The sequence below is a fragment of the Isoptericola sp. NPDC060185 genome (genome assembly GCF_042728595.1).
Taxonomy (GTDB): domain Bacteria; phylum Actinomycetota; class Actinomycetes; order Actinomycetales; family Cellulomonadaceae; genus Isoptericola.
Map to the genome: position 1 here is coordinate 1 of NZ_JBHWYY010000014.1, position 14,747 is coordinate 14,747.

Sequence of the window (14,747 nt, forward strand, 5' to 3'; positions counted from 1 at the left end):
GCCGTCCCTCGACGGCCGGCCCGGCCTTCTCGCGCCCGCACGACGGCGCCGGCTGCCCGCACGGCTGTGCCACCTGCGATGACGGCGCCGACGCGCCCGCCTGCGACGCGCGCCGGGCGCCACCGCGCGCGATGATGCACGGGACCGACCCGAGGAGCCCCGTGCCCGACGACGCCCCCGCGACCGACCCGACGACCGGCCCTGCGACCGGCGGGGCGCCCGGCCCCGAGCCCGCCGACCGGACCGCGGGCAGGACCGGCGTCCTCGTCCTGCGCCTGGGCCGCATCGGCTGGGCCGTGGTCGGCATCGCCGCCGCCGCGGTGGTCGTCTACGCCGCGGTGTCCGCGATCAGCGGGCTGGTGGTGCCCCTCGTCGTGGCGGCCGTCCTGGGCGTCCTGCTCCACCCGCTGGTCGATCGGCTCGAGCGGTTGGGGCTGCGCCGCGGGCTCGGGTCGCTCGCCGTGCTCGTCGCGCTGGGCGCCGTCCTCGCGCTCGCCGTGGGGGTGACGGCCGACGGCATCGCCGACCAGTCCGCGGAGATCGCCGACCGGCTGAGCAGCGGCCTCGCCACCCTTCAGGAGGAGCTCGCGGGCACCACCCTCGACCTGACGGGCCTCGACCTGAGCGACACGTCGGGCTCGCTCACCGGGGGCCTCGCCAGCCTGTTCGGCAGCGTGTTCTCCAGCGCGGCGGCGTTCGTCGTCGGCACGTTCATCGCCGTCTTCTTCCTCTTCTACGTCATGGCCGACTGGCCCCGCATCGAGGCGTTCGCGGCCCGCCACTCGTCGGTCGGCAGCGCCCGGGGCGTCGTCGTGATCGAGGAGGCGACCCTCACCCTGCGCCGCTACTTCGGCGCGCTGACGTCGTCCAGCCTGGTCACCGCCGTGCTCATCGCGATCGGGGCGGTGGTCCTCGACGTGCCGCTCGCGTTCTCCATCGCGCTCGTGACGTTCGTGACGAGCTACATCCCCTACCTCGGGGCGATCTTCTCCGCCGCGTTCGCCTGCCTCATCGCCCTCGGCTCGCAGGGCCTCCCCCAGGCGCTGATCCTGCTCGCGGTGATCCTCGTGGTGCAGAACGTGGTGCAGACGCTGATGCTCACCAAGCTGTCCTCCGACCAGCTGCGGCTGCACCCCATCGTGAACCTCGGTTCCACCATCGTCGGCGCAGTCCTCGCCGGGCTGCTCGGCGCCATGCTGTCCGCCCCCGTGACCGTCATCCTGCGCGACATCCTCGGCCACGCGCGCGGCGCCGATCCGGTGGCGGACGCGGACGCGGCGGCGCACGGGCAGGGCGGGCACGACGACGGGGCCGGGGCCGGGGCCGGGGCCGGGGCCGGCCCGTGAGCCTGCTGCGCCGGGCGCCGTTCACGCTCGCCGTCGTGGCGATGATGCTCGTGCTCGGCGTGGTGTCCCAGGGCCTGTGGACGCCGCTGCGGGACTCGTCGTGGTTCGACGTCGTGGCGTTCGGCGCCCCCGCGTTCCAGGACGGCCGCTGGTGGACTCCGGTGACCGGCTCGTTCTTCGCCCCCGTCCCCTGGGGCTACGTGCCGACGGCGGGCCTCTTCCTCGTCCTGGTCGGCTGGACGGAGCTGCGCCTCGGCACCCGGCGCACCGCGCTCGTCACCGCGACGACGCAGCTCGTGGGCGTCGTCGCGACGGCCGCCGCCATCACACTCCTCGCGCGCACCGGCTGGTCGTGGGCCGTGGGCCTGGCGGGCGACCTCGACGTCGGGTTCAGCGCCGGCGTCACCGGCGCGATCACGGTGACCGCGATGAGCTTCTCCTCCCCGTGGCGACAGCGCGCCGGCGCCCTCGTCGCGGCGTACGTGCTGGTGGGGCTCGTGGTGGGCGGCGGGCTCGCGGACGTGGAGCACGTGCTCGGCTGGCTGGCCGGGCTCGTCGTCGCGCGCCCGCTGCTCGGGCCGCGGCTGGGCGGCCGCACCCGCGCCGGCCGGGTGCAGCGCGACCGCGTCACCGCGGCCGGCTACTTCGCCCTGTCCGCGCTCATCGTCGTGCTCGCGGCCTTCGCGGCCGGGCCGGCGGGCGGGCCGCTCGGCAAGGTCGAGAGCGACGACTGGCCCACCGGGCTCGTCTCCCTGACGATCGACCTCGTCCTCGCCGTCGGCCTGTTCCGTGGGCGGCGCGTGTGGTGGCGGGTCGCCGTCGCCCTCACGCTGCTGAGCGTCCTCGCCGAGACGGTCCTGGTGCTCGCGTCGGCCGTCGAGCTCTCGCAGCAGCTGCCGCTGTACCTGCTCATGCTGCTGCTCGACGGCGGGGCGCTGGCGCTGCTCGTCGTGCGGCGCGCGTCCTTCCGCACCCGGCGGCACGCGCGCCCCTGGGCGCGCGAGCAGCTCGACCAGGCCGAGGCGCGTGCCACCGTCGCGCAGCTCGGTGCCGGGCAGCGGCTCGCCTGGATGACGACGTGGGACGGGAACGAGCGGTGGACCTCCCCCGGCGTGCCCGGCTACGTCGCCTACCGGGCGCACGCGGGCGTCGCCGTCGCGCTCACCGACCCCGTCGGCGACGGGCCCCAGGGCCGCGCCGAGCTCGTGGACGCGTTCGTCGAGGCCGCGTCCGCCGCCGGGTCGGGCTCCTGCTTCTTCTCCTCCAGCCCCGAGCTCGCGGACCTCGGGCGCCGCCGCGGGTGGACGGTCGTGCGCGTCGCGGAGGAGGCCGTCGTCGACCTCCCGGGCCTCGAGTTCCGCGGCAAGAAGTGGCAGGACGTGCGGACCGCCCTCAACCAGGCCGCGAAGCACGGCATCGGGCACCGGCTCGTCACCCTCGCCGACGAGCCGCCCGAGACGCTCGCGCAGGTGCGGGCCATCTCCGAGGCGTGGCTCGGCGACTCCGACCTCCCCGAGATGGCGTTCACCCTCGGCGGCGTGCACGAGGCGCTCGACCCCGCCGTCCGGGTGGGGCTCGCGACCGACGCCGACGGCCGCCTGCACGGCGTCACGAGCTGGCTCCCCGTGCACGCGCCCGGCGGCCAGGTGGTCGGCTGGACCCTCGACGTCATGCGCCGCGCCCCCGACTCGTTCCGCTACACGATGGAGCTGCTCATCGCGGACGCCCTCACCACGTTCCGCGACGAGGGCGCGCAGGAGGCATCCCTGTCCGGCAGCCCCCTGGCCCGCGACGGCGACCGCAACCCCGGCGGCGTCGACGCCGCCCTCGACCGCCTCGCCGAGGTCCTCGAGCCGCTGTACGGCTTCGAGTCGCTGCACCGCTTCAAGCAGAAGTTCCAGCCGCGCGCCGTGCCGCTCAGCCTCGTGGTCCCCGAGCCGGCGACGCTGCCGCTCGTCGGCCTCGCCCTCGTGCGGTGCTACCTGCCCGAGGCGCGCGCCCGCGACCTCCTCGCCGCGGCCCGGTCCGCCGGCCGCGACGCCTCCTGAGCACGCACCCCGCGCACGACGACGGCGCCGGCCCCGGAAGTCCGGGACCGGCGCCGTCAGTGCCGACCGTCAGTGCCGACCGTCAGTGCTGGTTGCGGCGACGGATCCCGACGAGGATCACGCCGGCCGCGAGCAGCAGCACCGCGATACCGACCCACATGATGATGTCGGCACCGGTGATCGGCAGCGAGCCACCGCCGTTGTCGCCACCGTTCGGCGGCGGCGGGACGGCGTCGAACGTGTTCGTCACCGTGATCGACGCCGGGTCGGCCGCGATCGTGACCGCGCCCGGGTCGCCGTCGCCCACGGCCGAGACCGTGGACGACGCCGCACCGCCGTCGTCCGTCTCCGTCACGACGCACTCGGCGCCGATCGGGAGGCCGTCGTAGGTGACGGTGTCACCGGCCGCGATCTCGCGCGCCGCGCCGCCCGGTACGTCGATGTCCTCGCCCTGGAACGTGCACGTGAGCGTCACCTCGAACGGCCCGACGTCGTAGGCGTCGCCCTCGAAGTCGACCGCCTTCTCCACCGCGACGGACCCCACGTCGAACGTGTTGGTCACGGTCACGACCGCCGGGTCGGCGTCCGCGCCCGGCACCACGACCTGGCCCGGGTCGCCGTCCTCCACGGCCGTCGACACGGTCGCCGACGTCGCGCCGCCGTCGTCCGACTCCGTGACCACGCACTCCGCGCCCACGGGGAGGCCGTCGTACGTGGCCGGCCCGTCCGGCGTCACCGTGCGGGTCGCCCCGTCCGGCACGTCGATCGGCTCGCCCTGGAACGTGCACTCGGCGGTGACCTCGAACGGCCCGGTGCCGAACGCCGCCCCGTCCCCGGTCACGACCTTCTCGACCGTGAACCCGCCGACGTCGAACGTGTTCGTCACCGTGATCACGGCGGGGTCGGCGTCCGCGCCCGGCACCACCACCTGGCCCGGGTCGCCGCCCTCGACGGTCGTGGAGACCGTCGAGGACGCCGCGCCCGCCGCGTCCGTCTCGGTGACGACGCACTCGGCGCCGATCGGGAGGCCGTCGTAGGTGGCCGGGTCGTCCGGCGTCACCGTACGGGTCGCGCCGCCCGGCACCTCGATCTCCTCGCCCTGGAACGTGCAGGCCAGCGACACCTCGAACGGCGCCGTGACGAACTCCGCGCCGTCACCGTCGAGCACCTTCTCGACCTGGATCGAGCCCACGTCGTAGGTGTTGGTGACTGTCACGACCTGCGGCGGAGCCGGGAGCACGCGGTCCTCGTCGACGACGAAGGGGCTCGGGTCCACGGTCACCGACGTGGCACCGCCCGTCTCGGTCTCCGTGACGGAGCAGGTCGCCCCGACCGGAAGCCCGAAGTACACGCCCGGCAGCCCCGGCCCGAACGGCCGCACAGCACCGCCCGGGATCGGGATCTCGGCACCCTGGAAGGTGCACTCCAGCGACGCACGGTACGGGATGCCGTCGAGCGGGAACTGCGCGTAGAAGTCCTCGAGCTGCGCGATCAGCGCCGCGAGCTCCTCCGGCGTGACCGGCTCGTCCGGCAGCTCCGGCAGCGGCGGGATCTCGGGCATGTCGGGAGCAAAGTCCGCACCGTCGCCGTCGACCGTCTTCTCGACGAGTACCGGCGCCGTGAGGAACGTGTTGGTGACCGTGACAGTCACGGTCGTCGCCTCCCCGCCGTCGGCGGGCGGCACGACGACCTCCGCCCGGTTGCCGTCGACCGGCGCGCCGCCGTCCACGCTGACCGACGTCTCCGTGGCCCCGAAGTCGTCCGTCTCCGTGACCGTGCACTCGGCCCCGACGGGCAGCCCCTCGTAGACCGCGGGCTGGCCGGGGACGAACGTCCGCGCGGCGCCGCCGGGGATCACGATGTCGACGGGATCGCCGTTCGCGTCCTCGCCGTACGTGCAGGCCAGGGTCACCTCGAACGGCCCGGGGCCGTAGAGGGCGCCCAGCCCGTCGAGCTCCTTGTCCACCTCGATCGTGCCGACGTCGAACGTGTTGGTGATGACCACCTCGGCCGGCTCGTCCGCGTCCACCGTCACGGTGTCGGGCACGACCACCGAGCCGGTGGCACCGCCGTCGTTCGTCTCCGTGATGGTGCACTCCGCGCCCACGGGCAGGTTGGCGATCTGGGCGTCGAGCGGCCCGGCGCCGCCGAGCACGACGGTGCCGTCGTACACGGTGCCGGGCTCGCCCGGCCCGTCGCCGTCGGCGTCGTACGTGCACACCACCTGGATCGTGAACGGCCCCGCCCCATACGCGGGCCCGCCCTCGCCGTCGACCACCTTCTGGAGGTTGATCGCCCCGACGTCGAACGTGTTCTCCAGGGCGACCTGGGCGCCGGACGTGCCGTCCTCGTCGGGGACGACGGTGACGTCGGCCGACGTGCCGTCGGTCTCGACCGGGTCCTCACCCGGCGTCGTGACGGTGATGGTCGTGCCCGCCGCGTTCGCAGCGTTCGTCTCGGTGACGGTGCACTCGGAGTTCACCGGCAGGCCGGTCAGCTCGACGGGCGTGCCGTCCCCGGCCAACTCCACGACCATCGGGTTCTCCGCGTCGTAGCCGTCCGCGAACACCGGGTCGCCGAGGAACGTGCACTCCACGGTCGCCTCGAACGGGCCGTAGGCGATCGGGTCGCCGGCCTGGTCGACGGCGTCGCTCTCCACGTCCTTCGACAGCACCAGGCCGCCGAGGTCGTAGACGTTCATCGCGGTGATGCTCACGGCCTCGGGGTCCTCACCGATGGTCACCGAGCCGACGATCAGGTCCGTCTGTCCGTTCGTCCCGTCCTCGGTGATCGTGCACTCCGCGCCGTAGGGCAGGTTCGGCACGGTGGTCGGCGTGCCCGGCACCACCGTGATGGGGATCGGGTCGAGCTCCTCCTCCACCCAGGTGCCCACCGCGGACGTGCACTGCACGTTCATCGCGAACGAGTCGGGCGCATACTGGGCGCCGGCGCCGCTGACCAGCTTGTTCACCTCGAGCGGTCCGGTCGCCGTCGCGACGCCGACCTTGACGCCCTCGGTGGGCAGGTTGTTCACCCGCCCCGCCGACTGGGTGACGACCACGCCGCCCGCCGCCGCCGAGTTCCACGCGATCGACCGGTCGCCGGCCTCCGGCGCCACCGGCGGCGTCGTCGTGGTGCCCTCGAGGATCACCGTGTCGCCCGGCCCGAAGAGGTCGTCCTCGGGGAAGGTCACGACCGCCTTCAGGGCGGTGATCTGCTCGAACACGGAGTCCGGCTCGTCGCCCGTCAGCCGCACCCACCCGGTCTCGGGGTCGTCGGTGGGGCACGGCATGGTCAGCGGGTCCTGGATGTCGCCCATGCAGTAGTCCTGCGTGGTCGAGTAGTAGAACGTGCCCACGGCGCCGTCGGGCAGCCCGACGAACGTGGGCGGCGGGTCGTCCGTGAGGATCGGTGCCCAGGCCGAGCCGCGCTGCGAGCCCGCGTACGAGCCCGTGTCGCCCGGGGTCGGGAGCCGGTCGTAGAGCACCAGCGTGTCCATGGGCAGGTTGCCCGCGTTGCTCACGCGGACGCGCCACGTCTCATCGTGCCCGGGCGCGATCACCGGCGTGCACGGGTAGGCGTAGAAGCCTGCAGCGTTCGGGGTGCACTCGTCCGGCGGGTTCGACGCGTCGGGGTCGACGATCACGTCGAGCTCGTCGTCGTTCGTCGCCTTGACGAGCTTCTGCTGCTCGAGCGCCGCGGACGCAGATGGCTTCACGTCGGCGTCGGCCTCGCAGGCCCCCGTCTCCTCATTCAGACGTGGGCTGCACTCGTCCCAGGGTCGGTCGCCGGTGACGCCGGCCGTGTTCTCCACCAGTGTGTTCGGCGGGAGGCCGAGCCGGAACTGCACCATCACGGTGATGGTGTAGCTCTGGCCCACCTCGAGCACCGACCCCGCAGGGAACGTGAACCCGAGGCTGTCGATGTCGCCCTGCTGGTCGACCGTCACCTGCGCGGCGTCGGTCGGCAGGTCGGGCGTGCTGGGGTCGGGGTCGGCGACGCCGCCCAGCGCGTACCGGAACGGCTCGTCCTCGCCCGCAGCGATCCGCAACTGTGCGCCGTCGTCGTCGAAGGGCATCGGGTCGTCCGTGACCACCGGGTCCACGATCGGCCGGTCGCCCGTGTTCGTGAACGTGATGTTCATCGGGAACAGGGCCTCCGGCGCCTCCGACCCGCCGGTGGGGACGCCGTCGAAGTCCTTGACGATCGTCACACCGTTGGTGGCGTGCTGGTACAGCATCTGCGCGTCCGCGGAGTCGTCGGCGCTCACCGGGACGAGATCGCCGGTCCCCGGGTCCACGACCAGGTCGGCGCCCGTCGTCGTGCCGTCCACGGTGTTGCTCGCGACGCCCGGTGCAGTCTCGCCCGGCGCCGTCGGGTTGGACGCCAGGTCGTGCTGGACGTCCCCGCCCGACCGCATCTCGTCACGTCGCAGGATCTGGATCGGCACGCTCTGCGTCGGCGTGGCGGGGTTCTCCCAGATCGAGTTGTCCGTGCGGCTGAACGTGAACCGCAGACCCTGCACCTGGGACGGCTCGACGCCGTCCGGCAGGGCGAAGTCCGGTCCCGCGACGCCAGTCACCCACTGGCCCCCGGTCACCTCGACCGGGTCCGGTGAGTCCGGGTCGCCGACGAACGTACCGCCCACGAAGGCGTCCACCTGCACCTGCTGGATCGGGGCCGCCAGGGCCGCGCTCGGGTCGAACCCGACGAAGTCGTACTGGTTCCAGAACTGCGGGTCGTCGTCCGTCAGCGTCATCTCCACGCTGCGCGACGGCCCGAGGGGCTGCCCGGTGAGAGTCATGATCACGGGGGTGTCGCCAGGGTTGCCGTGGTTCGGCTCCACGATGGTGTCCGGGCTGAAGGTCTTCGTGACGTCGATGCCGATCGCCGCGTCCTGCAGCTCCATCGTCGCGTCGTCGAACGCCTGCCGGGGGTCGTCGGCGAAGCCGCCCGGGTCGTCGATGGTCGCGACCGCGCCGTTCGGCACGGGGCTGTAGTCCGCCACCGTGACCGGGGCGTTGGTGTACCGGTCGAGCTGACGCAGCTGCAGGGTGAGGTTCATGACGCCCTTTGCCGCCGGGGCGACGAGGCCGTCGTACAGCACCTCGACGCCGACGACGTCGACGAGGTCCGCGGGCGTGAGCGCCTCTGCCCCGGCCTCGTCGCCGCGCGCCGTGTCGCCGTTCTCGTAGTGCAGGATCACCGTGGTCGTATCGGTGCCCGCCGGCGGCGTGAGGTCGATGTGCGTCAGCGTGAACGCGTCGAACGGCTTGGTGCCGGCGGCGGTGATCACGTCGTCCGAGTCCTCGGCGCCCGGGTCGGCCAGGCGGAGCTCGTCCACCTTCGCGGTCGAGTTGTTCGTCCCCGTGATGACGGCGTTCGTGGTCGGGTAGAACTCGAGCGGGGTGCCGTCCGGCGGCACCGACAGGGGGCCACCGGTCCAGTCCTTGGTCACCGTGACGTTCACGGGCGTGTCGAGGATCGTCACCTCGTCCGCGTCGGTGTCCGTGTAGTCGTTGCCCTCGAACGTGCCGGTGCCGCGCGCGGTGTCGTTCACCACGCCCGCGTCGCCCGTGTTGTACATCGTGCCGTTGGTGGTGCCCAGCACAGCCTCGTCGGGGTCGCTGCGCTTCGTGTCCCGCACCTGGAAGGTGAGGTCGACGTGGCGGCCGTCGGCCTGCGTAGACCGCGCGACGCCGTCACCGGCTGCGGGGGCCGTGGGGTCGGTCGGGTTGTCGGTGCGCGACGGGGACTCCACAAAGGTCAGCCGCACCGACGTCGCCGAGGTCTGCTCGTCCGCCGTCAGCGTGTAGCCCGGGAAAGTCCCGTCGCAGGCCTCCGGGCAGGGGTCGCCCGACGCCTCCACCCACGCGCCGTCGATGAACAGCTCGACGCTCTGCACCTGGTCGTACTGCAGCATCGGGTCGTCGAGGGCGATGCTCACCAGGTTGAACGCGTCGTAGAACGAGCCCGCGATGGCCGTGTCGTCGGCCGCGACCGGGTCGGCCTCGTCCTGCACGACCATCGGGCCGACTCCCGAGAAGCCGCCGGTCGACCACGTGAGCTGCGCGGTCACCTGGTCGTCGGTGCGGGCCTGCACCGTCGGCGGGTCGCCGAGGAACGTCTTGTCCATGAAGTCGGCGCCGGTGCCGTCACCGTCCACCGGGAACGGGTCCACGTCGTCGCACGCCTCGACCGGGTCCGTCATCTCGACCGAGCCGCCCGACGCGGACGAGTACGCGCAGTTGGTGATCGGGTCCTCGCGGTCCGCGGGGCCCGTGTAGTCGGCCGTGAAGTTCGGCTGGAACTCCGTGCCCGGCGGGAAGCCGGAGCCGTCGTCCGCCGTGAACGTGAACCGCACGCCCTCCGCGCCCGCGGGCAGGTCGCAGTTCACGGTGGCCGGCCCGTGCACGGGCGGGCAGTCCGGCGCGGGCGACCACGTTCCGGTGTCGGGGTCCCAGTACTCGACCGTCAGCGTCGCGTTGGGGGGCACCGACGTGCTGCGCACACCGGTTGCCTCGAAGTTGTCCCAGAACTCGCCCGGGTTCGCCGGGTCCTCCGGCTCCTGCACCACGAAGGTGTCGGCGTCCGTCGTCGACCCGTCCGGGCCGAACCCCGCCAGCGAGCTCGGCAGCTGCACCACGACGCTCTGGCCGGGAACGGCCGGGAACGTGGACGGCGTGATGACCTTGGTGATGTCCGTCGCCAGCCGGTCGACGAGCGTGGTGAGCGTGTCGTCGGCGAGTGCCGGGTCCGCGCTCGGCACCTCGGCCTGGATCTGGTTGGGGTGGTCGACGTCGTCCGCGATCTGGTCGGGGTCCGTGTCCGCCGTGAACGGGACGGTCGCCTCGGCGCCGTTGGAGATGTTCCCCGTGTACTCGATGGTGAACCCGGTGACGTTGCAGCCGGCCGGCGGGTCGGGCAGCGTGTCCACCTCGGTGGTCGAGATCGGCTCGGCGGCGGTGCCGTCGCACACGAACGTCACCGTGGCGCCCGTGGCGCCGTCGGGCCACACCACGCCGGCCCCCTGGCCGTCGGTGCCCCAGCCGGTGAACGTGATCGGGTCGTCGCCCTCGAAGACGTTGTTCGTGCCCGGGGCAGGCTCGGTGATCGTCAGCGACGTCACGGCGGTACCTGTGTTCTGCGCGCCGAGGGTCACCGTGGTCGGATCGCCGGCGCTCACCTGGGCCGGGTCGAAGGACTTGCTCGCCGTCACGCTGTTGTTCGGCGGCGTGATGACGTAGGTGTCGCTCGCCGTCGTCGGGTCGGACGACGCATCGTCCAGCGTCACGAGGGACGACGTGTCGTTGGTGACCGTGGTCGGGTCGGTGAGCTCCTCGACGGCGTCGCTCTGCTGCACCTGGACCGGGACGGTCGCCGTGGCCTGCGGCTGGATGTCGCCGCTGAACGTGTACCGCACGCCCTGGACCGCCGCCGGGTCGACGGAGTCGTCGAGCGGCTCCCACGAGTCGCCGTCCCAGTACTCCTCGGTCACCTCGGTGGCGTTCGGCGGCATCTCGATGTCGCCGGTGCTCGTGTACTCGAGGTAGGTGAAGGGGTTCGGGGTGGCCGTCGGGTCCACCGGGTCCTGGATCACCAGGGTGTCGACCGGGGCGTTGGAGGTGTTCGTTCCCGTGATCGTCATCGTGGCGGCCGTCCCGGGGGCGGCCAGCGCGCCCTCCGGATCGATCGCCTTGGTGGTCTCCGAGTCGAGGTTCAGCTCCACGACGGGCGTGATCTCGACCGTCGAGGACTCCTCGGCCGCGTTGTCCGCCACGACCGTCGCCGTGTTGGGGATCGGCACGCCGTCGGCGCTGTACGGCAGGTCCGGGTCCACCCGGGCGCTCACGGTGATGGTGGGCGTCTGCCCGTTCGGGTTCGAGTCGGCAGTGTAGGTCACCGTGTTGGTGGCGGGGTCTGCGACGACCACGCCGTTGGTCGCGCCGCCGCTGGAGCTGACCGTGGCGTCCACGAGGATCAGCTCGGGGGGCAGCTCGTCGGTCATCACCGTGTTGGTGCACGGGTCCGCGTTCGGGTCCGAGCAGGAGATCTGGATGGCGTAAGTGACGGTCTGCCCCGGCTCGTACGGCCCGGGACCGCTCGTCACCGTCTTGCTGATGCCCCACTCCGCGGCGGACGCCGTCGTGGCGGGGATGATCGCCCCCGCGAAGCCGAGCGCGAGCACGCCCAGGACCGACCAGCCGCGGCTGAAGCGCCTGCCCTGCCGCTTCCGTGCGTGTCGTCCGCCGTGCTTCGTCGTCGCGCGACCGATTGCCATCGAAGTTTCTCCCCCACCCCGGTGTCACCATGCGCGCGCGTACGACCTCGGACGCGCGCCACCTCCGAAGGTGTCAGACATGGGCGGGGTTGGCTCGGCGAACGACGATTTGCCCCATACATCGTCAAGGTCCGTTACTCCCTGTCACGCGGGGCCGTCACCTGGGCGTTCGTCGCGACGTGCGGCGCGCCGGGCGGCATACTCGCCTCGCCGCGGAGCACCCCGCCCCGGGCTGCCGGGCCCGTGGCCGGGCACGGTCCCGCCCGGAGGTCCGATGTCCTCACCCACCGCCGCCCCGCCCGAACCCGCGCGCGAGCACGGGCGCCTGCTGTCCGCCGTCGTGCCCGACCGGCAGCGTCGCGACCTCGCCGAGCTGGCGGACCGCCTCGACCTGTCCTCGGGCGAGGTGCGCGCCAAGCGGTCCGCGTTCTGGGCGATGCTGGTCCTCTCCGGGATCATCGCGATCTCCGGCGTCGTCACCGACTCCACCGCCACCGTCATCGGCGCCATGATCATCGCGCCGCTGTCGACGCCGATCCTCGGGTTCGGCCTCGGGGTCGTCACCGGCCAGGGCCGGCTGGTCGGGCGGTCCGCGCTCTACGTGCTCGGCGGCGTCGCGCTGGTGGTGGTGCTCGGGTGGCTCGTCGCGCTCGCCCTTCCGGAGACGTCGTCCGTCGTGACGAACTCCCAGGTCACCGGGCGCACCTCCCCCGGCGTGGGCGACCTGGTCGCCGCGTTCGCCACCGGGTTCGCGGGCGCGATCGCCCTCGCCCGCCGCGACCTCGGCGACGTGCTGCCGGGCATCGCCATCGCGATCTCGCTCGTGCCCCCGCTCGGCGTCGTCGGCGTGTGCCTCGGGGCGGGCGAGCCGGCGCTGGCGGCCGGCGCGCTGCTGCTGTTCGGCTCGAACGTCGTCGCCCTGGTCGTGGCGGCCACGGTCGTGTTCACTGGCGCCGGGTACGCCTCGGACGCCGCGCAGGCGCGCGAGGACGCGGGCGGGCGCCGCCGCCCCCGGCGCGCCGTCGTGCTGGGCGCGGCCGCCGTCGTCGTCGTGGCGGTGCCGATGGTCGCCAACACCATGCAGTCCGTCCTCGCCGAGGTGTGGGCCGGCCAGGTGCGCTCCGCCGCCGAGTCCTGGCTCGCCGACACCCCCGAGGCGGACGTCGAGGACGTCACCTGGCAGGGCACCGACCTCGTCGTCGAGGTGCGCGGGCCGGGCGACCTGCCCGACGTCGCCGAACTGCAGGCGTCCGTCGACGAGCTGGTCCCCTGGGACCCGGAGGTCACCGTCGTGCACACGGTCGGCGAGCGCGTCGAGGGCTGAGGCCCGGGCGGGCCCCGAGCCGTCGACCCCGTCAGTTCAGCCCCGTCGACGCCGCCCGGCCCCGACCATGACCGCGCCGCCGGCGAGGAGCACCAGGGCCAGCGCGACGGTCGCCGCGACCGGGTCGGGGCCGGTGTCCGGCAGCGTCCCCGCCGTCGGGGCGCCCGGGTCGGCAGGGCCTGCCACGGCCGGCGCCGACGGCGTCGCCGAGGGCGGGTCGGAGGGCAGCGCGGCCGGCCGCGAACCCCGCACCCTGGTGATCACCTGGCACCCCTCGGGCATCCGCGGGATCGCGGCCCGTACCGGCGCCGCCGTCCCGCCGCCGCCCGCGACGAGCTCCGTCGGGCAGTTGGACTCCGACGGCCCCAGCACGACGTTGGCGAGCTTCCGGTCGCCCGACGGCGGGTCGTCGACCGTCACCGCGTAGGTGAGCCGCGCCGAGCCGCCCACCGGCAGCGGGCCCGACCAGGACAGCCGCGGCCCGTCGGCGACGACCTGGCCGACGGTGGCGCTCGCCTCGCCGTCGAGCGTGGCGTCGTCGAGCACCCACGTCAGGTCGTCGGTGAGGTAGGCGGGGGCGTCGGCCGGGTAGTCCGCGGCGCCGGTGTTCGTCACGACCACCGTGTACGTCACCGTGTCGCCGGGGGCCACCGGGCCGGCGGGGTCCGCCGTCTTGACGATCTCGAGCTCCTGGACGCCCACGGTCGCGGCACAGTCCGGGTCGTCGCTGCCCGCGGCGCAGTTCGACTCGTCCGGGCCCACCACCACGTTGTCGAGGGCCTTGTCGCCCGACGGCGGGGCGGTGACGTGCACGAGGTAGACGATCTCGGTCGACTCCCCCGGCGCGAGCGGGCCGGACCAGGACAGCACCGGCGCGTCGTAGGTCAGGTCGCCGACGTCGGCCTCCCCGCCCTCGTAGGTCCCGTCGTCGAGCACGCCCGTCAGGTCGTCGGTGAACGACGCCGGGTCGTCGGCCGTGTACGGCACCCCGCCCGTGTTCGTCACCGTGACGTAGTACTCGACGAAGCCGCCAGCGAGGAGCGGGCCGTCCGGGTCCCCGACCTTGCGCAGGTGCAGCGCCCGGACGGGGACGGCCGTCGCGCAGCCGGGGTCGTCCCCGCCGGGCGGGCAGCTCGAGCCCTCCGGACCGAGGACGACGGCGGACAGGATCCCGTCGCCGGCGGGTGGGTCGTCGACCGTCACGGAGTAGGAGACCGTCGCCGTCCCGCCGGGCGCCAGCGGGCCCGCCCAGGAGAGGGCGCTGGCCGAGGGGGTCACCTCGCCCACGTCGGCGGTCGCGGTGCCGTCCCTGGTCGCGTCGTCGAGCACCGCGGAGAGGTCGACGCCGAAGGCCGCCGGGTTCTCCGCGTCGTACGGCGTCGTGCTCGTGTTCGTGACGGTCACCGTGAACGCGACGGTGTCGCCGGGCACCGCCTCGTCCGACGGGACCGCGGTCGAGGTGAAGGTCAGCGTCGGATTCACGACCTGCGCTGCGGCCCGCGGCACCACCACGACAAGCGCCGCGCCGCCGAGCGCGAGCGCCAGCGCACCCGACAGGGCGGCGCGAAGCCGCCGTCGCCGGTGGAGCCCCGGCCGGTCGTGGCGCGGTGCGGACATCCGGTCACCCGTCATGGGTGTTCTCCCGTCTCGTGACGCCCCGCCCCCGCGCCGGGCGGCGCCCGGACGTCATCCACGACACTGCCCGAGGACGCTGCCGCACGCGCGCGGAGGCCGCACCACCGATGACG

General features: G+C 73.7%; 5 protein-coding genes. 3 read left to right on the plus strand and 2 right to left on the minus strand.

From position 1 onward, the window contains the following. A partial coding sequence (locus tag ACFWDO_RS07475) for an AI-2E family transporter (protein ID WP_380323167.1) occupies window positions 1–1,346 on the plus strand: 1,346 nt, incomplete at its 5' end. Further along, the gene (locus ACFWDO_RS07480; protein ID WP_380323164.1) at window positions 1,343–3,394 is read left to right on the plus strand and encodes a bifunctional lysylphosphatidylglycerol flippase/synthetase MprF; all 2,052 of its coding nucleotides are present in this window, start codon (window positions 1,343–1,345) and stop codon (window positions 3,392–3,394) included. The genes ACFWDO_RS07475 and ACFWDO_RS07480, both read left to right, overlap by 4 nt. A gap of 82 nt (window positions 3,395–3,476) precedes the next feature. Here the strand turns inward: ACFWDO_RS07480 and ACFWDO_RS07485 are convergent, their stop codons facing one another. Further along, on the minus strand, window positions 3,477–11,675 hold the full coding sequence (locus tag ACFWDO_RS07485; RefSeq protein WP_380323161.1) for a DUF5979 domain-containing protein: 8,199 nt from the start codon (window positions 11,673–11,675) through the stop codon (window positions 3,477–3,479). A gap of 274 nt (window positions 11,676–11,949) precedes the next feature. Here ACFWDO_RS07485 and ACFWDO_RS07490 point away from each other — a divergent pair, with 274 nt between their 5' ends. Next, the gene (locus ACFWDO_RS07490; RefSeq protein WP_380323158.1) at window positions 11,950–12,999 is read left to right on the plus strand and encodes a TIGR00341 family protein; all 1,050 of its coding nucleotides are present in this window, start codon (window positions 11,950–11,952) and stop codon (window positions 12,997–12,999) included. 36 nt (window positions 13,000–13,035) lie between these two features. On the opposite strand, the gene ACFWDO_RS07495 is transcribed toward ACFWDO_RS07490, so the two are convergent. Beyond that, window positions 13,036–14,616, minus strand: coding sequence for an LPXTG cell wall anchor domain-containing protein (locus tag ACFWDO_RS07495; RefSeq protein ID WP_380323155.1), 1,581 nt, complete (start codon window positions 14,614–14,616; stop codon window positions 13,036–13,038). Window positions 14,617–14,747: the final 131 nt, after the last annotated feature.

Coding starts and splice junctions, on each gene's coding strand:
- ACFWDO_RS07485 (WP_380323161.1), bottom strand. CDS start 11,675: ATGGCAATCGGTCGCGCGACGACGAAGCACGGCGGACGACACGCACGG.
- ACFWDO_RS07490 (WP_380323158.1), top strand. CDS start 11,950: ATGTCCTCACCCACCGCCGCCCCGCCCGAACCCGCGCGCGAGCACGGG.
- ACFWDO_RS07495 (WP_380323155.1), bottom strand. CDS start 14,616: ATGTCCGCACCGCGCCACGACCGGCCGGGGCTCCACCGGCGACGGCGG.